Genomic DNA, 22,660 nt, shown 5'->3' on the forward strand with positions numbered 1-22,660 from the left:
CGAACAGCCCTGAATCATCGGAGGTTACGTTGAGCAATTCGGTTGCCCAGGGGGATCGCATCCTGTCCGGAATGCGGCCCACGGGTCGTCTCCATCTCGGCCATTATCACGGCGTGCTGCGCAACTGGGTCGAGCTGCAGCAGAGTCACGAGTGCTTTTTCTTCATTGCCGACTGGCATGCGCTCACCACGGCGTATGAAGAGCGCGAGGTCATCTCCGACAATGTCTGGGACATGGCGGTGGACTGGATGGCCTGCGGGGTGAATCCCAACCTGGCGACGCTGTTCATTCAGTCCCGGGTGATGGAGCACGCCGAGTTGCATCTGTTGCTGTCGATGATTTCGCCCCTGGGCTGGCTGGAGCGGGTGCCCACCTACAAGGACCAGATCGAACAGCTTCGCGAGCGGGATCTGGCCACCTACGGATTTCTGGGTTACCCGGTTCTGCAGAGTGCCGACATTCTCGTGTACGGGGCCGCCGGCGTGCCCGTGGGCGAGGACCAGGTGTCCCATGTGGAGCTGACCCGGGAGTTGGCACGCCGTTTTAATCACCTGTTCGGGCGGGAGCCGGGGTTCGAGGACAAGGCCGAGGCGGCCATTGGCAAAATGGGCAAAAAACAGGCCCGTCTGTATCGCGAGTTACGCCGTCGCTACCAGGAGGAAGGGGATGACGAGGCGCTCAGCGAAGCGCGGGCACTGCTGGAAAACCAGCAGAACCTGACCCTGGCAGACCGGGCCCGGGTGGCCGGCTATCTGGAGGGCGGCGGTCGCACCGTGCTGACCGAGCCCCAGGCATTGCTGACCCGGGCCCCCCGCATGCCCGGACTGGACGGTCGCAAGATGTCCAAGTCCTACGGCAACACCATCGCGCTGCGCGAGTCGGACGACCAGGTGGAGAAGAAGATCCGCACCATGCCCACGGATCCGGCCCGGGTTCGGCGCACGGACCCGGGGGATCCGGACAAGTGCCCGGTCTTTGACCTGCATCGGGTTTACTCCAGCGACGAAACCCGACGGTGGGCCGATCAGGGCTGCCGTTCGGCGGGAATCGGCTGCCTCGACTGCAAGGGGCCGTTGATTGATGCGGTCAAGGCAGAAGTGGGGCCGATCCGTGAGCGCGCCGAGGCCCTGGAGGAGGATCCGGGGCATGTGCGACAGGTCATCGGCGAGGGCTGTGAGCGCGCCCGTGAGGTCGCCCGTGACACCATGCGCGACGTTCGTTCGGCCATTGGACTGGACTACCGGCAGCGATGACCGACGTCGAGTCGCCGGCGCTTTTTGATACCCAGGTCGCCGCCCGCGTTCAGGGCGAGCCCTACGGTGAACTGCCCCGGGATCTGTACATTCCACCGGATGCCCTCGAAGTGTTCCTGGAGGCCTTCGAGGGGCCGCTGGATCTGCTGCTGTATCTGATTCGGCGCCAGAATCTGGACATTCTCGATATCCCCATCGCGGAAATCACCCGGCAATACATGGGATATGTGGAGCTCATGAAAGAGCTCAGGCTGGAGCTCGCCGCCGAGTACCTGGTGATGGCCGCCATGCTGGCGGAGATCAAGTCGCGCATGCTCCTGCCCCGCCCACCGTCCACGGATGAAGACAGCGACATCGATCCGAGGGCCGAGCTGATCCGGCGGCTGCAGGAATATGAACAGTTCAAGGAAGCGGGGCGGGAGCTGGATGCGCTGCCCCGGGTGGCACGCGATGTATTTCCCGCATTCGCGGCATCGCCGGACCTGCGGGTGGCCGCGGTCCCGCCGGCGGTGGGCCTGGACGAACTGCTGGTGGCGTTTGGCGAGGTGCTGGAGCGGGCGGATATGTTCACCCATCACCAGATTCGCCGGGACAGCCTGTCGGTGCGCGAGCGCATGACCGAGACCCTTTCCAGATTGCAGTCGGACGATTTTCTGTCCCTGGACGAGTTGCTGGATCCGGAGGAAGGCAAGGCTGGCGTGGTGGTGACATTTCTGGCCATCCTTGAGTTGCTCAAGGCTTCCCTGATCGAGCTGGTGCAGGCGGAGCCGTATGCCCCGCTGTATCTGCGGGGTGATCAGGGCGGATTGGCGGGGGATTGACGATGAGTGAACCGCGACTGGAATGCATTCTCGAGGCGGCACTGCTGGCCGCCGGTGAACCGCTGTCGACGGAACAGCTGCTCAACCTTTTCCCGGATGATCAGCGCCCGTCTCGACAGGCCCTGGAAACGGCCCTGGAACATCTCCGTGAGGCCCTTCAGGGTCGAGGCGTGGTGCTCAATCAGGTGGCCAGCGGCTATCGGCTGCAGGTGCCGGAGACCTTCGCTCCCTGGGTGGCCCGTCTCTGGGAGGAAAAGCCCGCGCGCTATTCCCGGGCGGTGGTGGAGACGCTGTCGATCATTGCCTATCGACAGCCCATCACCCGCAGCGAAATTGAGGAGATCCGGGGCGTGAGTCTGAGCAGTGGCATCATGCGCACGCTGCAGGAACGGGGCTGGATTCGCGTTGCCGGGCATCGGGATGCGCCGGGACGGCCGGCGGTTTTCGCCACCACTCGGGAGTTCCTGGACCACTTCAACCTGGCCAGCCTTAAGGATCTGCCCAGCCTGGTCAGTCTTGGCGAGCCCGGGCCGGAGCATCCGGAACTCGATCTTGAGTTGCCGCAACCCTGATGGCTGCCGTCACTGAAAAACTGCACAAGGTGCTGGCGCAGGCCGGACTGGGCTCCCGGCGTGAAATGGAACAGTGGATTGTTCAGGGTCGAGTGCGCGTCAATGGCCAGGTGGCCCGCCTCGGTGATCGGGTGGATGCCAAGGCTCGGATCAGTGTCGATGGCCGGCCGGTGCTTTCCTCCGCCCTGTCGGCGACTCCCCGGCGGGTGATTGCCTATCACAAGCCGCTGGGTGAGCTGGTGACCCGCCACGACCCGGAGGGCCGTCGCACGGTTTTTCAGCGCCTGCCGAAGGTGCAGGGCGGACGCTGGATTGCGGTCGGCCGGCTGGATATCAACACCGGGGGGCTGCTGCTTGTCACTACCGACGGTGAGCTGGCCAACCGCCTGATGCATCCCCGCCATGAGCTCGAGCGGGATTACGCCGTGCGGGTTTATGGGCGGGTGGACGAGGCCGTCTGCCAGAAGCTGCTGGCGGGGGTCGATCTCGAGGATGGTCGTGCCGCGTTTGAATCCATTGTCCCGGTTGACAGCGGTCGTGCCGCCAACGAGTGGTACCGGGTGCGGCTGCTGGAGGGCCGTAACCGGCTGGTTCGTCGCCTGTGGGAGTCCCAGGGGTTACAGGTCAGCCGGTTGATGCGGGTGCGCTACGGACCGGTGGAACTGCCAGCAGGCCTTCGGGAGGGACGTTTCGAGGAACTGCCATCGGCGGCCGTCCGCCAGCTTGCCGAGCGGGTCGGCCTCGCCGAGACAAAGGCGCGCCAACCATCCCGTCGACCGGCCGGCAAGCGACCGCCGCGCCGACCGGCACGGCGGCGCCCATAACTCAGCGCTGGTAGGTGCCGATCAGGCGGTTCATGCCGATAACATGGGGTTCCACCTGCTCGAGGAACTGCCACAGGGACAGGCCCGGCTCCAGGTTCAGCGACTGATCGAGCGCCAGCACCCAGAAGTAGTAATGATGAACCCCATGGCCTTCGGGTGGCATGGGCCCGCCCCAGGCCTGACGGCCAAAGTCGGTGACCCCGTTGGTGTAGGCCTCACTGCCTTCCTCCAGCGCCGTGATATCGCCGGGGATGTTGTAGTACACCCAATGGGCAAAGCCATAGTTGCCCGGGCTGATGAGCGGCGCGTCCGGGTCGTGGCAGATCACCGCAAAGCCCTGGGTGCCTTCGGGCGCACCCTCCCACTGAAGCGGCGGTGCGATGTCATCACCATCCCCGGTATGACGAATCGGGATGGTTTCGTGCATGCCGAAAGCGGCGCTGCTCACCTGCATCGAGGAAAGTGCAAATCCCATCCTGGCTACTCCAAATCAATTAATGACTGTCTAGGATGACATACGTGTTACGGAGTGACGGAATACTGTCCGCCATTAATTATGGGCTCCGCTGGGTCCAGCAGTGGCAATATCGCCGCGGCGGCGGCATCCGGCGGCGGCGCCTCGTCGGCCATTTCCCCGGCATAGGCGGTTCGTCTCAGCGCCGTTCTCATGACCCCGGGATCGACGCTACAGGCCGCGACGGGATTGGCGGCGGATGACTCGGCCGCAATCAGCTGAACCAACCCCTCCAGCCCCCATTTGCTGACGCTGTAAGCCCCCATGGCCGAGGTGCCAGCCCGGCCGCAGTGGTCGCTGATGACGACGATCCGCCCGGCGCTGCGTCGCAGCAGGGGCAGGCAGGCCCGAATCATCAGAAACGCGCCGTTGAGGTTGCCATGCAGGGTGCGCAGCCAGGTCTCCGGGTCGTAGAGCTCCAGAGGCGCCGGTTCACCCACATCCGCGGCGGCATGAACCAGACCGTCAATGCCGCCCATGGCCTCCTCAAGGCGCTGGGCCAGCTCGACGTGATCGTCCGGACCGGCCCCCAGCAGATCCAGTGGGTAGAGCGCCGGCTGACCATGGCCGGCGGCTTCAATACGGTCATGCAGCGCCTCCAGGGCCTCCAGTTTCCGATCCAGCAGCACCAGTTCTGCACCGGCTTCGGCCGCCTGTTCGCAGAGCGTTTGCCCGAGCCCACCGGCCGCACCGGTCACCAGCAGTCGCTGGCCCTTTAACCGATTACCCGGCGGATTGGCTGACTTTTGCAGCGGGACGAATGCGGTCATTGGGTGGACTCTCCGGTGCGGGGGCGAACGCTCTTTGGCCGTCTGGCGGTTCGCCAGGCCAGCCATAGCTTTCGTAACGGGGTCAGGTGGTGCTGCCGGGTAAGAACCGGATAGTCGTCGGCAGCGATGCGATCCAGTAGCTGTCGATACAGCACCGCCAACACCAGTCCGTGCAACTGGTGGCGTCTTGATCCATCGGGAAGTTGGGCGATGGCGCTGTCGAGAAAGCGCCGGGCCCGGTCGCCCTGACGCTGCAGCAGTTGAGTGCGCTTGGATGCCTGTTCTTCGGTCATCAGACTGGTGCTATCCAGGCCCGACAGGCTGAGCTCGTCTTCGGGAATATAGAGGCGCCCGGCCCGCAGATCCCGCCGCAGGTGCCGGATCATTCGGGTGAGCTCCAGGCCCATGGCGAGATCGTGGGCGAAGGGCGCGGCGTCCTGTCCGGTATCGGGGCTGAGGCGCCAGGCCATATCGGCTACGGCGCCGCCGGCGCGGTGACAGTAAAGGGTCAGTTCCCTCAGGGTCGGATAACGACCGTACTCGAGATCCATCCGGGCGGCCTCGATCACCTCGCTGAGCCCCTCGGTGGGCAGCTGGTATTCCTCAATGGCCGGGAGCAGGGCCTGGGTCACGGGATGGCGGGGCTGACCGTGGGACAGACGCTCCAGTTCCTCCTGCCAGAAATTCAGCTTGACCGCGCCCACGCCGGCGTCGCTGACCTCCCTCGGAATTTCCAGAACCTCGTTTCGAAAGGCCGCCAGGGCCAGCAGGCCGTCGCGGCTCGCTGGCGGTGCGAACAGCAACGCGTAGTAAAAGCTTGATCCCTCCGGCGCGGCCTTGTTGCGGCAATATTCCAGGGGGTCCATGGCTAAACCGCCAACGATTCGGGTGCGAGGGCGGCGGCGGAGGCGGTGGCCACCCAGCGGAGAATTTCCCCGGGCTGAATGATGAGTCCATCGGCGCCCCAGCGGCTGACGCGGTCATCGCCGGAGAGATAGCCATAAGTGGCGGCCAGGGTCATGGTGCCGGCCCGTCGACCCGCCTGGATGTCCCGCTCGGCATCCCCCACAACCAGGCATTCGGCCGGTGCCAGTCCGATGGCCTGACAACCGGTCTCGATCTGGAACGGATGCGGCTTTCGCCGAGCCAGGTCATCGCCGGTGACCACACAGCTGGGGCGATGCTGGTACCCCAGTGCCTCCATCAGCGGATGAGTCAGCCAGCCGGGCTTGTTGGTGACGATGCCCCACGGAATGTCCGCCGCCTCAAGGTGGTCCAGAACCCCCTCCATGCCGTCATAAGGGCGGGTGTGCTCGCTCAGGTTGTCGTGATAGAGCGCCAGGAACCGCTCCCGGAGCGGCTCGAAACGGGGATCGCTGGGGGCCAGGTCAAAGCCTCTGGCGATCATCGGGACGCTGCCATGGCCGACGGCACTGGCCAGCAGCGCCGCGGGCAGGGGCGGCAGTCCCTGCTCCGATCGCAGGGCGTTGAGGGCGGCCACCAGATCCGGTGCGGTGTCGAACAGGGTGCCATCCAGATCCAGCAGGACGCCGCGGGCGAGGGACAGTCGATTCATGGCTATCGGGGTCGCCTGCAATGCATGAGGTAGTTGACCCGGGTGTCGTCCCCGAGCCGGTATTGACGGGTCAGCGGGTTGTAACCCAGACCGGTGATGTTTTCGATGATCAGACCCGCCTGTCGGCCGAAGCGCCCCAGCTCTGCCGGGCGGATGAACGCCCGCGCATCATGGGTGCCGCGGGGCAGCAGCCGTAACAGATGCTCGGCACCCACCACCGCGAACAGCCAGGCGCGTACATTGCGATCGATGGTCGAGAAGAAAACCGAGCCCCCGGGGCGAACCAGGGTGGCGCAGGCGCGGACCACCGACGCCGGGTCCGGGACATGCTCCAGGAGTTCCAGGCAGGTGACGAGATCGAATTCGCCGGAGTGGCTATCCGCGAAGGACTCTGCCGATACCTGCTGGTAATCGATTTCCAGACCGGACTCCAACGCGTGCAAGCTCGCCACTTCCAGGCTTTCGGGAGCGAGGTCGATGCCGGTGACCCGGGCGCCTCGGGCCGCCATGCCCTCGGATAACAGCCCACCGCCGCAGCCGACGTCCACGACGGTCCGGTCTCGTAGCGACCCGATCCGCCGCTCAATGTAGTCAAGCCTCAGGGGATTGATGTCATGCAGGGGGGCAAATGGGCCGGCCGGGTCCCACCAGGCACTGGCGTCCGAATCGAACTTGGCGATTTCAGACTGACTCGCGTTGTCGCCCTGCATCGGACCCTGGGTATCCATGCGCTACTACTGATGAGCGGAAAGCGTATCACGCCACTCACGGGCCTGTTGACCGATCCGCCGGCTATCCAGGGTGGTTGCTTCGCCATCCTGCAACAGCTGTTGACCCGCCACCCAAACATGTCGGGCCTGACTGCGTCCGGTGGCATAGACCAGCTGGGACAGGGGGTTGTGAACCGGCTGGCTCTCTGGCCCGGACAGGTCAAAGGCCACCAGATCCGCGGACTTGCCGGCGACAATACTGCCGATCTCCGCCTCTCGGCCCAGGGCCCGTGCGCCACCCAGGGTGGCCATTTCCAGGGCCTGGTGGGCGGGCAGAGCCGTCGCGTCCCGTGCGCTGCCCTTGGCGAGCAGGGCCGCAGTTCTCATCTCTGCCAGCACGTCCAGGTCGTTGTTGCTGGCAGCGCCGTCGGTGCCGATGGCGATCGCCGCGCCCCGGGCGGCGAGATCGGCAATGGGGGCGATGCCGCTGCCCAGCTTCAGATTGGCTTCCGGACAGTGGATGACATGGGTGCCCGTGGCCTGTACCCGATCCCGCTCCCGCTCATCCAGGTGGGTCATGTGGACCGCCAGCAGGCGGGGCCCAACCAGACCCATGGCATCCAGGCGCATCAGCGGGCGCTCGCCGGTTTTCTCGAGACTGTCCTCGATCTCCCCCAGGGTCTCGTGGATGTGCATGTGAATGCGCCGGTTCAGAGACTCCGCCAGCTCGGCGGCGCGCACCAGGTCGGGTTCGGAGACCGTGTAGGGCGCGTGGGGCGCCATGACCGTGTCAATGAGGGGGTGCTGCTGCCAGCTCGCATGCAGCGCCTGACCTTTCTCCAGATACTCATCCGGGTGGGCGGCATAGGCGGTGGGGAAGCCGATCAGAATCATGCCCACCGTCGCCCGCATGCCCGCGGCCGCCGCGGCCTCCGCCGTCACCTCGGGAAAGAAGTACATGTCGTTGAAGCAGGTCACCCCGCCGCGCAGCATCTCCAGCATGGCCAGCTCAGTGCCGGCACGCACGAACGCCTCCCGGGCGTGGGCCTGTTCCGCGGGCCAGATGTGCTCCTGTAGCCAGGTCATCAGCGGCAGGTCATCCGCGTATCCCCGCAGGAGCGTCATGGCTGCATGGGTATGGGCATTCACCAGCCCGGGCACCACCACCTGGTCCGGCAGCGGGGTCAATTGCCTGGCGGTATAGGCCTGATGCAGTTGCTCGCCGGGCCCGACGTCGACGATGCGGCCATCGTCGATGACGATCAGGTGGTCTTCCAGGACTTCACCGGCGGGTTCCACCGGGATGATCCACTGGGGAGCGAGGATCTGGTCAACGGATTGCATGGGGGGATCCCGTGGCTTCAACTGGCCGGGCAGTGTGCGACAATTACGGGCTTGTTTCACAGGAGAACCATCATCATGAAACTGTTTCCTCTCGGAATCGCTCTGGCCGCCGCGGTGGGCTCGGGAATGGCCAGCGCCGATAATCCGCAGGTGGTGTTCGAAACCAGCGCCGGCGACATTCGTCTCGAGCTTTACGCGGACGACGCCCCGGTCACCGTCGAGAATTTCCTCGAATACGTGGACAGCGGCTTTTACGCGGGCACCATTTTTCACCGGGTGATTCCGGGCTTTGTGATTCAGGGCGGCGGGTTTACCGAAGAGCTGTCCCAGAAATCCACCCGCGACCCCATCACCAATGAAGCGGACAATGGCCTGAAGAACGAGCGCGGCACCCTGTCCATGGCCCGCACCCAGGTGGTGGACAGCGCTACCTCGCAGTTCTTCGTCAACCTGGCGGACAACCCCTTCCTGGATCACGGTGAGCGGGACTTCGGTTACGCAGTGTTCGCGCGAGTGGTTGACGGCATGAATGTGGTGGACCGCATTGCCGCCGGCGACACCGGTCGGCGGGGCGGCATGGCCGACGTGCCGATGGAACCGGTGGTGGTGGAGCGGGCCTACCGCGCCGACGGGCAGTAATCCGCAGCTGATTTCGCCGCCGGCGTCCGCTACGGCGTCCGGCGCCGGCATGCTATGCTAGCGGCTTGTTTTTCCTGATATCCCATTGCCAGTCGAGAACCGTCTGATGTCAAGCGTTGCCAAGGAAATTCTCCCGGTCAATCTCGAAGACGAGATGCGCCAGTCCTACCTGGATTACGCCATGAGCGTCATTGTGGGGCGGGCGTTGCCGGATGTCCGGGATGGCCTCAAACCCGTGCATCGCCGGGTGCTGTTCGCCATGCGTGAGCTGGGCAATGACTGGAACCGCCCCTACAAGAAATCCGCCCGTGTGGTCGGTGACGTGATCGGTAAATATCACCCCCACGGTGACAGTGCGGTTTACGACACCATTGTTCGAATGGCGCAGGATTTCTCCATGCGCTACCCGCTGGTGGACGGCCAGGGCAATTTCGGCTCCATCGATGGGGATAACGCCGCCGCCATGCGTTACACCGAAGTGCGCATGGCCCGGGTCGCGCATGAGCTGCTGGCCGACATCGACAAGGAAACCGTCGATTTTGCCGACAACTACGATGGCTCGGAGCGGGAGCCGCAGGTGCTGCCCACCCGCATTCCCAATTTCCTGGTCAACGGCGGATCAGGCATTGCCGTGGGTATGGCAACCAATGTGCCGCCTCACAACCTTTGCGAGGTGGTCGACGCCTGCGTGGCGTTAATCGAAGACGACAGCCTCGATATCGAGCAGCTCATGGAGTATATCCCGGGGCCGGATCTGCCCACCCGCGGGATCATCAACGGTACCGAGGGGATCCGTGAAGCGTACCGGACGGGTCGTGGACGCATGGTCATGCGCGCTCGGTGTCGTTTCGAAAACGAAGACTCCGGCGGCAAGACCAGCATAATCGTCGAAGAGCTGCCCTATCAGGTCAACAAGGCGAGGCTGCTCGAGAAGATCGCCGAGCTGGTCAAGGAAAAACGCATCGAGGGGATCACCGAACTGCGGGATGAGTCCGACAAGGACGGCATCCGCATGGTCATCGAGCTGCGGCGCGGTGAGGTGCCCGAAGTGGTCCTGAACAACCTCTACCAGCATACCCAGCTGGAGACGGTGTTCGGCATCAACATGGTCGCGCTTTTCGAGGGTCAGCCGCGCCAGCACAACCTCAAGGACGTCCTCGAGGCCTTCATTGGGCATCGCCGCGAGGTGGTGACCCGCCGCACTGTCTACGAACTGCGCAAGGCCCGTGATCGCGCCCATGTGCTCGAGGGGCTGGCGGTGGCGCTGGCCAACATCGATCAGGTCATCCAGCTCATCAAGGCCTCACCCAATCCGGCGGACGCCAAGGTCGCACTGACCTCAAGGGACTGGGAGCCAGGGGTGGTGAGCGACATGCTGAGCCGCGCGGGAGCGGAAGCCTCCCGGCCGGAGGGGCTGGGCAACTCGGTGGGTCTGATCGGTGAGGTCTACCGCCTGACCGAGGCTCAGGCCCAGGCCATCCTCGACCTGCGGCTGCACCGGCTCACCGGTCTCGAACAGGATCGTATCGTCGAGGAATACCGGGAGATCCTCGGTCGGATCGAATCGCTATTGATGATTCTCGGCAGCGCCGAGCGGCTGATGGAAGTCATCCGCGAGGAGCTGCTGGAGATCCGCGAGCGTTACGGCGACGAGCGCCGTTCCGAGATTCTGGAGCATCGCCTCGATCTCACCATGGAAGACCTGATTCCGGAGCAGGACGTGGTGGTGACCCTGTCCCACAGCGGATACGCCAAGTCTCAGCCGGTGGATTCCTATCAGGCCCAGCGTCGTGGCGGCAAGGGCAAGGCCGCTACGCGAATGCGCAATGAAGATTTTGTCGACAAACTCTGGGTGGCGAACAGCCATGACACCCTGCTGTGCTTCTCAAGTCACGGTAAATGTTACTGGCTGAAGGTCTATGAACTGCCCCACGGCAGCCGTGGCGCCCAGGGTAAACCCATCGTCAATCTGCTTCCCCTGGAGGCGGATGAGCGCATCAACGCGGTGCTGCCGGTCAGCGAGTTTGATGAGGATCACTTCGTTTTCATGGCCACGCGCCAGGGGACGGTGAAAAAGACACCGCTGTCACATTTCTCAAGGCCACGCTCCAGCGGCATCATTGCGCTGCACCTTGCGGAGGACGACAGCCTCGTCAATGTAGGCATCACCGATGGTGATCGGGACATCATGCTGTTCACCACCGCGGGCAAGGCCATTCGTTTCGAAGAAAGCCAGGTCCGGCCCATGGGTCGCACCGCCGCGGGCGTGCGCGGTGTCCGGCTGGGCCCGGCACAGTCAGTGATCGAGTGCCTGATTCTTGACAGTGGCAATGTGCTCACCGTGACCGCCAACGGCTACGGCAAGGCCACGCCGGTGGATGACTACCCGCTGCGGGGCCGTGGCGGCATGGGGGTGATCTCCATCCAGGCGTCGGATCGCAATGGCCCGGTGGTGGGTGCCATCCAGGTCACTGAAGACGACGAAGTGATGCTGATCAGCAATGGCGGCACGCTGGTTCGCACTCGGGCTTCTGAAATCTCCATTTTGGGTCGCAACACCCAGGGCGTCAGACTGATCCGCCTCAGTGATGATGAGCATGTGGTGGGGCTGGCCCGAATCGAGTCCCTGGGGGAGGAAGACGGCGACGGCGATGCTGTCGATGGCATGCCCCCGTCGGGCTCCGCCTGAACCGCTTCAAGAACATTTCTCAACCTTTTTGGAGGCCGCGATGACGCGTGTCTATAACTTCAGCGCCGGACCGGCAATTCTGCCCGAGCCGGTGCTCGAACAGGCCGCCGCCGAGATGCTCGACTGGCAGGGCACCGGCATGTCCGTGATGGAAATGAGCCATCGCGGCAAGGAGTTTGTTTCCATTGCCGAGCAGGCCGAGGCTGACCTGCGCGAACTGCTGGACGTGCCGGATGATTATCGGGTGCTGTTTCTCCAGGGCGGCGCTACGGCCCAGTTTTCGGCGGTGCCGCTGAACCTGGTGGGCGACGCCGAGAGTGTGGATTACATCAACACCGGCAGCTGGTCGAAGAAGGCCATTGCCGAGGCGCAGCAGTACACTCAGGTCAACGTGGTTGCCGAGGGTGGCAAGGGCGATCCCATGGCCATCCCGGACCGCAGCGAATGGCAGTGTGATCCATCGGCGGCCTACTTCCACTACTGCGCCAATGAGACCATCACCGGTGTGGAGTTCCCGGCCATTCCCGACGTGGGGGATGTGCCGTTGGTGAGCGACATGTCCTCGACATTTCTGTCCCGCCCCCTCGATGTCTCCCGCTTTGGCGTGATTTACGCCGGCGCCCAGAAAAACTTTGGGCCAGCAGGCCTGACGGTGGTGATTGTGCGCAGTGATCTGCTGGATCGGGCGAGTTCACGCACGCCCGCCGTGTGGCACTACCATCGGCAGTCCGAGGCGGATTCCATGCTGAATACGCCGGCGACCTACAGCTGGTACATCGCCGGCCTGGTATTCCAGTGGCTCAAGCGCGAGGGTGGCCTCAAGGCCATGGGCGAGCGCAACGAGCGCAAGGCGCGGCGCCTTTACGATGCCATTGACGGATCCGACTTCTATCGCAATCCGGTGGCCCCGGATGCCCGTTCCTGGATGAATGTGCCCTTCGTGCTCGCGGATGACCGCCTGGACAAGCAGTTTCTGGAAGAAGCCAGTCAGGCCGGTCTCAAGACCCTCAAGGGCCATCGGTCCGTGGGCGGCATGCGGGCGAGCCTCTACAACGCCATGCCCGAAGCCGGCGTCGATGCGCTGGTGGATTTCATGGCGGAATTCGAACGGAAAAACGGCTAAAGAATAATGTACAACGTACTGACTCTGAACAATATTTCCGCGAAAGGTCTGGACCAGCTCCCCCGGGATCGGTTTGAAGTCTCCTCCGACACCCAGCGCCCGGACGCAGTCCTGCTTCGCTCGGCGAAGCTGCATGACTGGGATATCCCCCCCACCCTGAAAGCGGTGGGACGTGCCGGCGCCGGCGTGAACAATATCCCGGTGCCGGCCATGAGTGAGCGGGGCATCCCGGTTTTCAACGCACCGGGTGCCAACGCCAACGCGGTCAAGGAGCTGGTACTGGCCGGCATGTTCCTGGCGGCCCGCAACGTCTGCCAGGCCTGGGAATTCTCTCGTGGGCTGGAGGGAGACGACGCGGCCATGAATGCCGCCGCTGAGGCCGGCAAGAAGCAGTTTACCGGCTTCGAGCTGCCGGGCCGGACCCTGGGCGTTATCGGGTTGGGCGCCATTGGCGTCAACGTGGCCAATGCTGCCGTGGGGCTGGGCATGAAGGTGGTGGGTTTTGACCCCCAGATCACCGTGCGCAGTGCCTGGAACCTGGAATCCGGGGTACGCCGGGCCCACAGTGTCGACGAAGTCATTGCCGCTTCCGACGTGATTACGTTGCATGTCCCGGAAACCGAGGACACCCGCGGGCTGATCAACGCGGCGCGTCTGGCCATCGGGCCGGCCAACAAGGTGCTGTTGAATTTCGCCCGGGCGGGCATTGTGGATGCCGATGCCGTGGTCCGGGCGCTGGACCAGGACCGCCTGTCCATGTACGTCTGCGATTTCCCGGCGGAACAGTTCGCGGGCCGCAGCGACGTCATTGCGCTGCCGCATATCGGCGCGTCCACCCACGAGGCTCAGGAAAACTGCGCGATCATGGCCGCCGAGCAGGTGCGGGATTTTCTGGAAACCGGCAACATTACCAATTCGGTGAATTTTCCGGAGCTGCAGCTGCCGCGTAACGGCAGTGGCGACCGCATTACCGTGGCCAACGCCAACGTGCCGAATATGCTGGGGCAAATTTCGTCGGCGCTGGCGGAGGCAGATCTCAACATCGCGGACATGTACAACAAGTCCCGGGGTGAGCTCGCCTACAGCGTCGTGGACATTGACGGATCAGTGCCGGCGGCGGTGGTGCAGCGACTGCGCGACACGGAAGGCGTTCTGGCGGTCAGGGTGATCGAGTAACACGGGGGCAGGCCAGTGAGCGAGGAGTCACTTCAGGCCATACGGCAGCGAATCGATGCCATCGACGACCAGATACTGAAACTGGTCAACCAGCGGGCGAGCGCGGCCGGCGAGGTGGCCGCCGTCAAGCAGGCGGAGGGTCGCCAGGAAGATTTCTACCGGCCGGCCCGGGAAGCGGAGGTGCTGCGGCGGCTGCGGGATGCCAACCCCGGGCCGCTGTCCGACCAGGACATCATCAGCCTGTTCCGGGAAATCATGTCCGCCTGTCTGGCTCTGCAGCGTCCACTGCGGGTGGCGTTTCTCGGACCGGAAGGAACCTTTACCCAGGAAGCCGCGCTCAAGCATTTCGGCCATTCCATCCGCAGCCTCCCGCTGGAAGGCATCGATCCGGTTTTTCGGGAGGTGGAGACCGGCGCGGCCGAGTACGGCGTGGTGCCGGTGGAAAACTCCACCGAGGGCATGGTGACCCACACCCTGGATCGTCTGTTGTCCTCGCCGCTGCAGATTGTCGGCGAAGTGGAACTGCCCATCATTCAGCATCTGGCTTCGCGGGCCGCGGCCATGGATCAAATCCGCCGGGTCTATTCTCACCAGCAGGGCCTGGCCCAATGCCGTTTGTGGCTGGATACCCATCTGCCCCACGCCGAGCGCGTTGCCGTGTCCAGCACGGCCGAAGCAGCCCGGCTGGCCTCCGAGGACAATGGCGCGGCGGCCATCGCCTCGGAGGCGGCGGCCGATCGCTATGAACTACCCGTGATGCAGCCGTCCATTCAGGACGGAACCGCCAACAATACCCGCTTTCTGGTGCTGGGCCGCGAGAGCCCCGAGCCCACCGGTGAGGACAAGACATCACTGGTCATCGCCCGGGAGAACCGTCCCGGCGGCCTGGCGGGTTTGCTGGCGCCGCTGGCGCGTTACGGGTTGAACATGACCCGGCTGGAGTCGCGTCCGTCCCGGGAGGGCATGTGGGAGTACGTCTTCTTCATCGACCTGGTGGGACATGCGGAAGACCCCAACCTCAAGCGGGCACTGGGCGAAATGCAGCAGCTGGCAAGTCTGCTCAAGGTACTGGGCTCCTATCCGCGGTCGGTGACCTGACCCGGCTTCATGGACGACCGCAAACCCACCGTTTGCCTGGTTGGCGTCGGGCTGATCGCTGGCTCACTGGGGCAGGCCCTGCGGCGTCGGGGATTCGCCGGCGAGGTGGTCGGACTGGGGCGCAATGCCGCCAGTCTGGCCAGGGCGGTCCAGTGCGGGGCCATTCACCGCTATGCCCTGGAGCCGTCTGACGCCGTCAGTGACGCGGATCTGGTGATTCTCGGCGTGCCACTGGGCGCGACGGACGCGGTTTTCGAGGCCATTCGCGACCATCTGCCGGCCCATGCGGTGATCACCGATGTGGGCAGTGCCAAGGGGTGCGTGGTGGAGTCAGCTCGGTCACGGCTTGGCGAAGCCCTGTGCCGGTTCGTGCCTGGCCATCCCATTGCCGGGACTGAACACAGTGGCGTGGAGGCCGCCTTCGACCATCTGTTCGTGGACCGGCGAGTGATCCTCACGCCACTGCCGGAAACCGACCCCCGGGCCACCGAGCGGGTGCGGGCCATGTGGCAGGCGGTGGGTGCCGAAGTGCGCACCATGTCCGTGGCCCACCACGACCGGGTGCTGGCCATCACCTCGCACCTGCCGCACATGCTGGCTTTCGGCCTGGTGGACAGTCTCTCCCGCAACCCGGATCACGAGGAAATTCTGCAATACGCGGCCGGGGGCTTTCGGGATTTCACCCGCATCGCCTCCAGCGATCCGGTGATGTGGCGGGACATCTGTCTGGGGAACCGCCAGGCGCTGCTGGATGCGCTGCACGCCTACCGCGAAGATCTTGAAGTGCTGGCCCGGCAGGTGGAACAGGCCGACGCCGAGGGCCTGGAAGCCATTTTTCATAATGCCAAACACACCCGGGACGCCTATCTCGAGTGGTTCGAGGGCACTGCCACCGGAGAGAGGACGGATGACGGCGAGTAGGGATCGGCAATTTCATGTTCAACCCGAAGGCAGGCTGACGGGCCGGGTTCGCGTCCCGGGGGACAAATCGATTTCTCATCGCGCGGTGATGCTCGGCTCCATTACCGAGGGGACAACCCGGGTGCGCGGCTTCCTGGAGGGCGAGGACGCCATGGCCACCCTCGCCGCCATGCGGGCGCTGGGGGTCCGCATCGACGGCCCGACCGCCGGCGAACTCACCATTCATGGGGTCGGACTCCACGGCCTGTCCGAGCCTGCCCGACCACTGGATCTGGGGAACTCCGGCACGTCCATGCGGCTGTTTGCGGGTTTGCTGGCAGGGCAGCCATTTCCCACCGAGATGCGCGGCGATGCTTCATTGATGCGGCGGCCCATGCGCCGGGTGACGGACCCGCTGGCGCGCATGGGGGCGTCCATCCACACCACCGGGAATGGCACGGCGCCGCTGCGCATCGAGCCAGTCAGTGGCCTGCAGGGATTGGACTACGACATGCCGGTGGCCAGTGCCCAGGTCAAATCCGCGGTATTGCTCGCCGGGCTGTATGCCCGGGGCAGCACCCGGGTCACCGAACCCGCCGTGACCCGGGATCACACCGAGCGGATGCTCGCGGCACTGGGCTACCCGGTGAATGCGGCCGACGGTGTGGTGGGCCTGCAGGGGGGCGGACGGCTCAACGGAGGCACCATCGAAGTGCCGGCGGACATCTCCTCGGCGGCGTTTTTTCTGGTTGGAGCCAGCATTGCACCTGGCTCTGAACTGGTGCTGGAGGAGGTGGGCCTCAACCCGTCCCGCACCGGAGTCATCGAAATTCTCAGGCAGATGGGGGCGTCCATCGAGGTGGAGCCCCTGGGCGACGGCGACGGTGAGCCGGTGGGGCGGTTGACTGTCCGCTCGGCGGATCTTCAGGGCATCGATATTCCGCGTCATCTGGTTCCACTGGCCATCGACGAGTTTCCGGCCATTTTTATTGCGGCGGCCTGCGCCCATGGCGAGACCATTCTGTCCGGCGCCGAGGAACTCCGGGTCAAGGAAAGCGATCGCATTGCCGTCATGGCCGACGGTCTCACCGCCATGGGCATTGAGGTGGATACCCGGCCCGACGGCGCACGGATTGTGGGCGGACGCCTGCGGGGCGCACAGGTCCGCGCCCACGGCGATCACCGGGTTGCCATGGCGTTTGCCATGGCCGGGCTCGCCGCTGACGGGCCGTTGGAAATCAGTCAATGCGCCGAGGTGGATACGTCATTCCCGGGATTTGTGGCCATGGCCGCTCAGGCAGGCCTGGGCATCACGGATCAGGATGCCAGCCATGAATGAGCCCATCCCCGTGGTGACCCTGGATGGGCCTGGTGGCGCCGGCAAGGGCACCATGGCCCAGGCCATCGCCCGGCACTTCAACTGGCATTTTCTGGACAGCGGTGCCATTTACCGAATATTCGCCCTGCATCTCATCCGCAGCGGTCTGGAACCGGATGATGGGGAGGCACTGGCGGCCGAGGCCCAGTCCCTGAAGGTGGAATTTCCGCTGACTGGCGCTCAGGCCGGCGAAACATTGCTGGACGGCGAAGTCGTCAGTCGCGCCATCCGCACGGAGGCCTGCGGGGCTCAGGCCTCCGTATTGGCGGCCGAGCCCGCGGTCAGGGCGGCGCTACTGCAGCGCCAGCGGGCCTTCCGTCAGCCCCCGGGGCTGGTGGCGGATGGCCGCGACATGGGCACGGTGGTTTTCCCGGACGCCACGGTGAAAATTTTCCTTACAGCCAGCGTCGAGGAACGCGCCCGCAGGCGCCATAAGCAGTTGATGGGGCAGGGTGTCAGTGCTAATCTCGCCGATCTTCTGCAGGAGATGCGGGAGCGCGACCGGCGGGATATGAACCGCAGCGAAGCGCCTCTGGTGCCCGCCGACGATGCGTTTGCGGTGGATACCACGGAATTGACCGTGGAGGCCGCCATCGAACAGATTCTCAGCCACGTGATTGCGGGGCTGGATGCAGGGGCGCCGTAGAACGGCGCATTTTTTTAACCAACCACTGGATCGGTTGACGGTCCCGGATTAGATCAGCCCATGAGCGAAAGCTTTGCAGAACTCTTCGAACAGAGCCTGGCGCAGACCGACATGCGTCCCGGATCCATTGTCACGGCGCAGGTTGTTGCCATTGATGGCGAAGACGTCATCGTCAACGCCGGCCTCAAGTCCGAGGCGGTCATCCCGCTGCGGCAATTCAGTGACGAACAAGGCAATGTCGAAGTCAACATTGGTGATGAGGTCGAGGTAGCCCTGGACGCCGTGGAAGACGGCTCGGGTGAGACCCGGCTCTCCAGGGAAAAAGCCAAGCGGGCACGCGCCTGGCGCGTCCTCGAGGCCGCTTACGAGGGCTCCGAAACCGTCAACGGTCAGATCAGCGGCAAGGTCAAGGGTGGCTTCACCGTCGACCTTGGCAACATTCGCGCCTTCCTGCCGGGCTCCCTGGTGGATATCCGCCCGGTTCGCGACACCACCTATCTCGAGGGCAAGGACCTCGAGTTCAAGGTCATCAAGCTGGACGCCCGTCGCAACAACGTCGTGGTCTCGCGGCGTGCCGTGGTGGAAGAAGAGTACAGCGCCGAGCGCGAGGCGCTGCTGGAGAAGCTGCAGGAGGGCCAGACCCTCAAGGGTATCGTCAAGAACCTCACCGACTATGGTGCCTTCGTGGACCTGGGTGGCATCGACGGCCTGCTGCACATCACCGACATGGCCTGGCGGCGGGTAAAGCACCCGTCGGAAGTGGTCGAAGTGGGCCAGGAGATCGACGTCAAGGTCCTCAAGTTCGATCGGGAGCGCAACCGGGTGTCCCTGGGCCTCAAGCAGCTGGGTGAGGATCCGTGGGAGGCCATCGCCCGCCGCTATCCCGAAGGCAGCCGGGTGGTGGGCAAGGTCACCAACATCACCGACTACGGTTCCTTCGTCGAGATCGAGGAAGGCGTCGAGGGCCTGGTTCACGTCTCCGAAATGGACTGGACCAACAAGAACGTCAATCCGGCCAAGATGGTCTCCATTGGCGACGAGGTCGAGGTCATGATCCTCGACATCGACGAGGAGCGGCGCCGGATTTCGCTGGGCATGAAGCAGTGTCAGCCCAACCCCTGGGACGAGTTCGCTGCCAAGCACAACAAGGGCGACCGAGTGGTTGGTGGGATCAAGTCGATTACCGACTTCGGCATTTTCATCGGTCTGGAAGGCGGCATCGACGGACTGGTTCATCTCTCGGACCTCTCCTGGGCCGACGGGGGGGAAGAGTCCATCCGCGATTTCCAGAAGGGCGAAGAGGTCGAGGCCGTGGTGCTGTCGGTGGATCCCGAGCGGGAGCGCATCAGCCTCGGCATCAAGCAGCTGGCCCAGGATCCGGTCTCCCAGTGGGTGGCTGACAATCCGAAGGGCTCCGTGGTCAAGGGCACGGCCCAGGAAGTGGATGCCAAAGGCGTGGTGGTTGACCTCGGCGATGGCGTCCAGGGCTACATCCGCGTGTCCGACCTGGACCGGGATCGGGTAGAAGATGCCCGCAGCGTTGTCAAGGAAGGCGACGAAGTCGAAGCGAAGTTCATGGCGGTGGATCGCCGCAACCGCATGATCAGCCTGTCCGTCCGTGCCAAGGACCAGCAGGATGAGCGGGAGGCCATGGAAGACTTCGGTGCCAGTGGTGCAGCCGGGACGACCACGCTGGGCGATCTGCTGAAAGAGCAGATGGGCGACCGCGATCAGGACTGATAGGCGTAATGCTCCCACCGGCGTAAGGCGCCGGTGGGATCTCACGGGTGGTGCCAGATGACCAAATCCGAGCTGATTGACCTGATCGCAAGGGGTCAGCAACACCTGCCACACCGGGATGTCGAGCTGGCGGTCAAGACCGTGCTCGAGCACATGAGCGAGGCGCTGGCTTCCGGTGAGCGCATTGAGATCCGGGGTTTTGGCAGTTTCTCCCTCCACCATCGTCCCCCGAGAATCGGGCGCAATCCCAAAACCGGCGAGCCGGTCTCTCTGCCGGGCAAGCATGTCCCCCATTTCAAGCCCGGCAAGCAGATGCGTGAACGGGTCGACGAGGGACGCGAACGGGAGGCGTCCGGCGGATGAAGCGGTTCGTGTGGCTTTTGCTGGTGCTGATCGTGATTGCGATCGGGCTAAGCTTTGCCATGCTCAACCCGGGTGACGCCCCGCTCGACTTCTATTTTGGCGAGCTGACGCTCCCTATTTCCTTATGGCTAGTGATCGCCCTGGCTTTGGGTGCATTGCTTGGTATGGGTGCCGCCATGGGCGTCATCGTTCGCCAGCGATGGCAGATTGCCCGTCTGCGCAAAGAGGCTGAGACATCCCGGAGTGAGCTTTCCGAACTTCGCAAGCTGCCGATCCGGAACAGCCACTGACGATGCTTCAGCTACTCTGGCTGCTACTTCCTCTGGCAGCCTTGTCAGGCTGGTGGATCGGTCGCCGTCGCGCTCCCGCCCCGGCCCCCCGCAATGAACTCGCCGGTCAGTACTTCCAGGGCCTGAATTATCTCCTTAATGAACAGCCGGATCGTGCCATCGAGGTATTCACCCGCATGGTGGAACTGGATGAGGACACCGTCGAGACGCACCTGACGCTGGGGAATCTTTTCCGGCGCCGGGGCGAGGCCGACCGGGCCGTCCGCATTCACCAGAACCTGATTGCGCGGCCGTCGCTGGCCACGGAGCAACGAGCGGCAGCACTTTTGGAGCTGGGCCGGGACTATCTGGCCGCCGGGCTGCTGGATCGGGCCGAGGCATTGTTCCTGGAAGTCCGCGAGTTTGCCGGTCATCGGCGGCTGGCATTGCGGGCTCTGCTGGACATCTACCAGCGGGAGAAAGAGTGGGAAAAGGCGATCCAGACCGCCAGCACCCTTCAGCGCGAGACCGGGGAGCGCTATGGGCCGCTTATGGCGCAGTTCGCCTGTGAGCAGGCCGAGATGCACCTGCAGCGCCATCGAGACGCCTCCACGGTCCGGCAGTATTTGCGACGGGCCTTCGGCTACGACCGCAATTGTGTGCGCGCGGCTCTCTTGTTGAGTGACCTGGAGCAGGCGGAAGGGCGCTGGCGGCCCGCGATCAAGGCGGCACAGCGGGTGGAATCCCAGGACCTGGACTATATTCCGGAAGCTCTGCCGCGGCTGGAAGCCTGCTACCGGGCCATTAACCAGCCCCGTCAGCTGCGGGCCGAGCTGGAGCGGTTGCTGGCCAGTTATCCGGGCGTTTCCGTCGTGATGAAGCTCGCCGAAATCATGGAGGCCGAGGAGGGCCGTCAGGCCGCCATTGATTTTCTCGCCAGGCAGCTTCGGGAGCGGCCCTCGGTTCGCGGGCTGAACCGGCTGATCGGGCTGAATATCAACGACGAGGATCCGGACCGGCGCCGGCAGCGGGACTTGCATGTCCTTCGGGACTTGCTTGAGGCATTGCAGGTGGACACTCCGCCTTATCGGTGTATCGACTGTGGGTTCGAGGCAAGGCAGTTGCACTGGCAGTGCCCCGGCTGCCGGGCCTGGGCCACGATCAAGCCCGTACGGGGCCTCAAGGGAGAATAGGTCGATGGCCAAGCAACCCGTCATTGTCGCGCTGGACCTTGCTAGTGTCAGTGCCGCCCGATCGCTAGTGGAGCGTCTGGAGCCGGGATCGTGCCGGCTCAAGGTGGGCAAAGAGTTGTTCGTGCGCGGCGGCCCGTCACTGGTGGACGAGTGGGTCCGCAGCGGCTGGGATGTTTTTCTGGATCTCAAGTTTCACGACATTCCCAACACCGTTGCCGCCGCCTGTCGGGCCGCTGCGGATCTGGGTGTCTGGATGGTGAACGTCCACGCCCTGGGCGGTGCCCGAATGCTCGAGGCGGCTCGCCGGGGGCTGGATGATGGCAACCATCGCCCACTGCTGACGGCGGTAACACTCCTCACCAGCCATGATGAACAATCGCTCACCGAGGTGGGCCTGCGCGCCCCTATGCCCCGGGCGGTGGACCGCCTGGCTGAGCTGGCATCTGACTGCGGGCTGGACGGGGTGGTGTGCTCTGCCCACGAGGCCGGGGCTTTGCGTGAGGCCTTCGGTGAGCCGTTCCGGCGGGTAACCCCGGGGATTCGTCCCACCGGTGTTGATGCCGGGGATCAGACCCGGGTCATGACTCCCCGGCGGGCCCTGGAAGCGGGTGCCACCGATCTGGTGATCGGTCGTCCGATTACGGCGGCCGCTGATCCGGTGACGGCATTGGCAGCGATCAATGCTGAGATCGGGTTCACACCTCCGTCTTGATGGCTTCGCTAGTTTCCGGGTTCCCACTGAGGCAATCTGGAGGCTGCTATGCATCGAATCGCTCTTTCCCTTCTCACCGCCGGCCTGATGGTGGCGGCTGCGGGTGCCACCGCCAATCCTACCGTCAACGTTAACGAGGCTGATTTTGATGAACTTCAGACGCTAACCGGTGTGGGTCCCGCCACCGCCGAAGCCATCATCGAGGCCCGCACCCAGCTCGGCGAGTTCCAGTCCATCGACGAGCTGACCCGGGTCAATGGCATTGGTGAAGCCACCCTGGAGCGGATGCAGGATCAAGTCATCGTCGAGTAAAAGCCGGGGGCGGTTGACCTGACAGGTGGGCCGCCCCG

The 22,660-nt window shown here is 64.4% G+C and carries 24 protein-coding genes; 18 read left to right on the top strand and 6 right to left on the bottom strand.

Annotation, left to right across the window (positions count from 1 at the left end):
• Positions 1-71: 71 nt before the first annotated feature.
• Genes GJ672_RS03305 through rluB form a run of 4 tightly spaced genes read left to right on the top strand, consistent with a single transcriptional unit; the run spans position 72 to position 3,470 of the window.
• Positions 72-1,253 carry a tryptophan--tRNA ligase gene (locus tag GJ672_RS03305; protein ID WP_229381967.1) on the top strand — a complete coding sequence of 394 codons (1,182 nt, stop codon included), beginning with the start codon at positions 72-74 and terminating at the stop codon, positions 1,251-1,253.
• Entirely contained in the window at positions 1,250-2,074 is an 825-nt protein-coding gene (locus GJ672_RS03310; protein WP_154295858.1) for a ScpA family protein, read from the top strand. The genes GJ672_RS03305 and GJ672_RS03310 overlap by 4 nt, the downstream gene beginning before the upstream one ends.
• Positions 2,075-2,076: 2 nt before the next feature.
• Entirely contained in the window at positions 2,077-2,646 is a 570-nt protein-coding gene (scpB, locus tag GJ672_RS03315; RefSeq protein ID WP_154295859.1) for an SMC-Scp complex subunit ScpB, read from the top strand.
• Positions 2,646-3,470 (top strand): 23S rRNA pseudouridine(2605) synthase RluB, encoded by an 825-nt coding sequence (gene rluB / locus GJ672_RS03320; protein WP_154295860.1) that lies wholly within the window; start codon positions 2,646-2,648, stop codon positions 3,468-3,470. Before scpB ends, rluB begins: the two co-directional genes overlap by 1 nt.
• Position 3,471: 1 nt before the next feature.
• Here rluB and GJ672_RS03325 read toward each other — a convergent pair whose 3' ends face one another.
• Genes GJ672_RS03325 through GJ672_RS03350 form a run of 6 tightly spaced genes read right to left on the bottom strand, consistent with a single transcriptional unit; the run spans position 3,472 to position 8,384 of the window.
• Positions 3,472-3,945, bottom strand: coding sequence for a YbhB/YbcL family Raf kinase inhibitor-like protein (locus GJ672_RS03325; RefSeq protein ID WP_154295861.1), 474 nt, complete (start codon positions 3,943-3,945; stop codon positions 3,472-3,474).
• A gap of 47 nt (positions 3,946-3,992) precedes the next feature.
• A complete protein-coding gene (locus GJ672_RS03330; protein ID WP_154295862.1) occupies positions 3,993-4,754 on the bottom strand; it encodes an SDR family NAD(P)-dependent oxidoreductase in 762 nt (253 codons plus the stop codon).
• The gene (locus GJ672_RS03335; protein WP_154295863.1) at positions 4,751-5,620 is read right to left on the bottom strand and encodes a squalene/phytoene synthase family protein; all 870 of its coding nucleotides are present in this window, start codon (positions 5,618-5,620) and stop codon (positions 4,751-4,753) included. Before GJ672_RS03335 ends, GJ672_RS03330 begins: the two co-directional genes overlap by 4 nt.
• A 2-nt stretch (positions 5,621-5,622) precedes the next feature.
• Positions 5,623-6,330, bottom strand: a complete 708-nt coding sequence (locus GJ672_RS03340) for an HAD-IA family hydrolase (RefSeq protein WP_154295864.1) — start codon at positions 6,328-6,330, stop codon at positions 5,623-5,625.
• Positions 6,331-6,332: 2 nt separating this feature from the next.
• Complete coding sequence (gene ubiG / locus GJ672_RS03345) at positions 6,333-7,040, bottom strand: bifunctional 2-polyprenyl-6-hydroxyphenol methylase/3-demethylubiquinol 3-O-methyltransferase UbiG (protein ID WP_154297012.1); 708 nt, start codon at positions 7,038-7,040, stop codon at positions 6,333-6,335.
• A gap of 24 nt (positions 7,041-7,064) precedes the next feature.
• Positions 7,065-8,384: a TRZ/ATZ family hydrolase gene (locus GJ672_RS03350; protein WP_154295865.1), complete on the bottom strand. Its 1,320-nt coding sequence runs from the start codon at positions 8,382-8,384 to the stop codon at positions 7,065-7,067.
• A gap of 75 nt (positions 8,385-8,459) precedes the next feature.
• Between GJ672_RS03350 and GJ672_RS03355 the strand changes: the two genes are divergently transcribed.
• The 14 genes from GJ672_RS03355 (at position 8,460) to GJ672_RS03420 (ending at position 22,622) form a co-directional block, all read left to right on the top strand.
• The gene (locus GJ672_RS03355) at positions 8,460-9,023 is read left to right on the top strand and encodes a peptidylprolyl isomerase (protein WP_154295866.1); all 564 of its coding nucleotides are present in this window, start codon (positions 8,460-8,462) and stop codon (positions 9,021-9,023) included.
• Between the two features lie 106 nt (positions 9,024-9,129).
• Complete coding sequence (gene gyrA, locus GJ672_RS03360; protein WP_154295867.1) at positions 9,130-11,712, top strand: DNA gyrase subunit A; 2,583 nt, start codon at positions 9,130-9,132, stop codon at positions 11,710-11,712.
• A gap of 40 nt (positions 11,713-11,752) precedes the next feature.
• Entirely contained in the window at positions 11,753-12,835 is a 1,083-nt protein-coding gene (serC, locus tag GJ672_RS03365; RefSeq protein WP_154295868.1) for a 3-phosphoserine/phosphohydroxythreonine transaminase, read from the top strand.
• A 6-nt stretch (positions 12,836-12,841) separates the two neighbouring features.
• Positions 12,842-14,011: a phosphoglycerate dehydrogenase gene (locus GJ672_RS03370; RefSeq protein WP_154295869.1), complete on the top strand. Its 1,170-nt coding sequence runs from the start codon at positions 12,842-12,844 to the stop codon at positions 14,009-14,011.
• Between the two features lie 15 nt (positions 14,012-14,026).
• Positions 14,027-15,109, top strand: coding sequence for a prephenate dehydratase (pheA, locus tag GJ672_RS03375; protein ID WP_154295870.1), 1,083 nt, complete (start codon positions 14,027-14,029; stop codon positions 15,107-15,109).
• Between the two features lie 9 nt (positions 15,110-15,118).
• On the top strand, positions 15,119-16,030 hold the full coding sequence (locus GJ672_RS03380; protein WP_154295871.1) for a prephenate dehydrogenase/arogenate dehydrogenase family protein: 912 nt from the start codon (positions 15,119-15,121) through the stop codon (positions 16,028-16,030).
• Positions 16,017-17,348, top strand: coding sequence for a 3-phosphoshikimate 1-carboxyvinyltransferase (gene aroA / locus GJ672_RS03385; protein WP_154295872.1), 1,332 nt, complete (start codon positions 16,017-16,019; stop codon positions 17,346-17,348). Before GJ672_RS03380 ends, aroA begins: the two co-directional genes overlap by 14 nt.
• On the top strand, positions 17,341-18,033 hold the full coding sequence (cmk, locus tag GJ672_RS03390; protein ID WP_154295873.1) for a (d)CMP kinase: 693 nt from the start codon (positions 17,341-17,343) through the stop codon (positions 18,031-18,033). Before aroA ends, cmk begins: the two co-directional genes overlap by 8 nt.
• Positions 18,034-18,093: 60 nt before the next feature.
• Positions 18,094-19,773, top strand: coding sequence for a 30S ribosomal protein S1 (gene rpsA / locus GJ672_RS03395; RefSeq protein WP_154295874.1), 1,680 nt, complete (start codon positions 18,094-18,096; stop codon positions 19,771-19,773).
• Between the two features lie 57 nt (positions 19,774-19,830).
• On the top strand, positions 19,831-20,136 hold the full coding sequence (locus GJ672_RS03400) for an integration host factor subunit beta (protein ID WP_154295875.1): 306 nt from the start codon (positions 19,831-19,833) through the stop codon (positions 20,134-20,136).
• Positions 20,133-20,426 carry a lipopolysaccharide assembly LapA domain-containing protein gene (locus GJ672_RS03405; protein WP_154295876.1) on the top strand — a complete coding sequence of 98 codons (294 nt, stop codon included), beginning with the start codon at positions 20,133-20,135 and terminating at the stop codon, positions 20,424-20,426. The genes GJ672_RS03400 and GJ672_RS03405 overlap by 4 nt, the downstream gene beginning before the upstream one ends.
• Before the next feature lie 2 nt (positions 20,427-20,428).
• Entirely contained in the window at positions 20,429-21,598 is a 1,170-nt protein-coding gene (gene lapB, locus GJ672_RS03410) for a lipopolysaccharide assembly protein LapB (RefSeq protein ID WP_154295877.1), read from the top strand.
• Positions 21,599-21,602: 4 nt separating this feature from the next.
• Positions 21,603-22,310 carry an orotidine-5'-phosphate decarboxylase gene (gene pyrF, locus GJ672_RS03415; RefSeq protein ID WP_154295878.1) on the top strand — a complete coding sequence of 236 codons (708 nt, stop codon included), beginning with the start codon at positions 21,603-21,605 and terminating at the stop codon, positions 22,308-22,310.
• A gap of 48 nt (positions 22,311-22,358) precedes the next feature.
• Positions 22,359-22,622 (top strand): helix-hairpin-helix domain-containing protein, encoded by a 264-nt coding sequence (locus GJ672_RS03420; protein ID WP_154295879.1) that lies wholly within the window; start codon positions 22,359-22,361, stop codon positions 22,620-22,622.
• The last annotated feature ends 38 nt before the right edge of the window (positions 22,623-22,660 follow it).

Origin of the sequence: Spiribacter sp. 2438 (genome assembly GCF_009676705.1) — a bacterium.
Taxonomy (GTDB): domain Bacteria; phylum Pseudomonadota; class Gammaproteobacteria; order Nitrococcales; family Nitrococcaceae; genus Spiribacter.

Coding starts and splice junctions, on each gene's coding strand:
- GJ672_RS03305 (WP_229381967.1), top strand. CDS start 72: ATGCGGCCCACGGGTCGTCTCCATCTCGGCCATTATCACGGCGTGCTG.
- GJ672_RS03310 (WP_154295858.1), top strand. CDS start 1,250: ATGACCGACGTCGAGTCGCCGGCGCTTTTTGATACCCAGGTCGCCGCC.
- scpB (WP_154295859.1), top strand. CDS start 2,077: ATGAGTGAACCGCGACTGGAATGCATTCTCGAGGCGGCACTGCTGGCC.
- rluB (WP_154295860.1), top strand. CDS start 2,646: ATGGCTGCCGTCACTGAAAAACTGCACAAGGTGCTGGCGCAGGCCGGA.
- GJ672_RS03325 (WP_154295861.1), bottom strand. CDS start 3,945: ATGGGATTTGCACTTTCCTCGATGCAGGTGAGCAGCGCCGCTTTCGGC.
- GJ672_RS03330 (WP_154295862.1), bottom strand. CDS start 4,754: ATGACCGCATTCGTCCCGCTGCAAAAGTCAGCCAATCCGCCGGGTAAT.
- GJ672_RS03335 (WP_154295863.1), bottom strand. CDS start 5,620: ATGGACCCCCTGGAATATTGCCGCAACAAGGCCGCGCCGGAGGGATCA.
- GJ672_RS03340 (WP_154295864.1), bottom strand. CDS start 6,330: ATGAATCGACTGTCCCTCGCCCGCGGCGTCCTGCTGGATCTGGATGGC.
- ubiG (WP_154297012.1), bottom strand. CDS start 7,040: ATGCAGGGCGACAACGCGAGTCAGTCTGAAATCGCCAAGTTCGATTCG.
- GJ672_RS03350 (WP_154295865.1), bottom strand. CDS start 8,384: ATGCAATCCGTTGACCAGATCCTCGCTCCCCAGTGGATCATCCCGGTG.
- GJ672_RS03355 (WP_154295866.1), top strand. CDS start 8,460: ATGAAACTGTTTCCTCTCGGAATCGCTCTGGCCGCCGCGGTGGGCTCG.
- gyrA (WP_154295867.1), top strand. CDS start 9,130: ATGTCAAGCGTTGCCAAGGAAATTCTCCCGGTCAATCTCGAAGACGAG.
- serC (WP_154295868.1), top strand. CDS start 11,753: ATGACGCGTGTCTATAACTTCAGCGCCGGACCGGCAATTCTGCCCGAG.
- GJ672_RS03370 (WP_154295869.1), top strand. CDS start 12,842: ATGTACAACGTACTGACTCTGAACAATATTTCCGCGAAAGGTCTGGAC.
- GJ672_RS03380 (WP_154295871.1), top strand. CDS start 15,119: ATGGACGACCGCAAACCCACCGTTTGCCTGGTTGGCGTCGGGCTGATC.
- aroA (WP_154295872.1), top strand. CDS start 16,017: ATGACGGCGAGTAGGGATCGGCAATTTCATGTTCAACCCGAAGGCAGG.
- cmk (WP_154295873.1), top strand. CDS start 17,341: ATGAATGAGCCCATCCCCGTGGTGACCCTGGATGGGCCTGGTGGCGCC.
- rpsA (WP_154295874.1), top strand. CDS start 18,094: ATGAGCGAAAGCTTTGCAGAACTCTTCGAACAGAGCCTGGCGCAGACC.
- GJ672_RS03400 (WP_154295875.1), top strand. CDS start 19,831: ATGACCAAATCCGAGCTGATTGACCTGATCGCAAGGGGTCAGCAACAC.
- GJ672_RS03405 (WP_154295876.1), top strand. CDS start 20,133: ATGAAGCGGTTCGTGTGGCTTTTGCTGGTGCTGATCGTGATTGCGATC.
- lapB (WP_154295877.1), top strand. CDS start 20,429: ATGCTTCAGCTACTCTGGCTGCTACTTCCTCTGGCAGCCTTGTCAGGC.
- pyrF (WP_154295878.1), top strand. CDS start 21,603: ATGGCCAAGCAACCCGTCATTGTCGCGCTGGACCTTGCTAGTGTCAGT.
- GJ672_RS03420 (WP_154295879.1), top strand. CDS start 22,359: ATGCATCGAATCGCTCTTTCCCTTCTCACCGCCGGCCTGATGGTGGCG.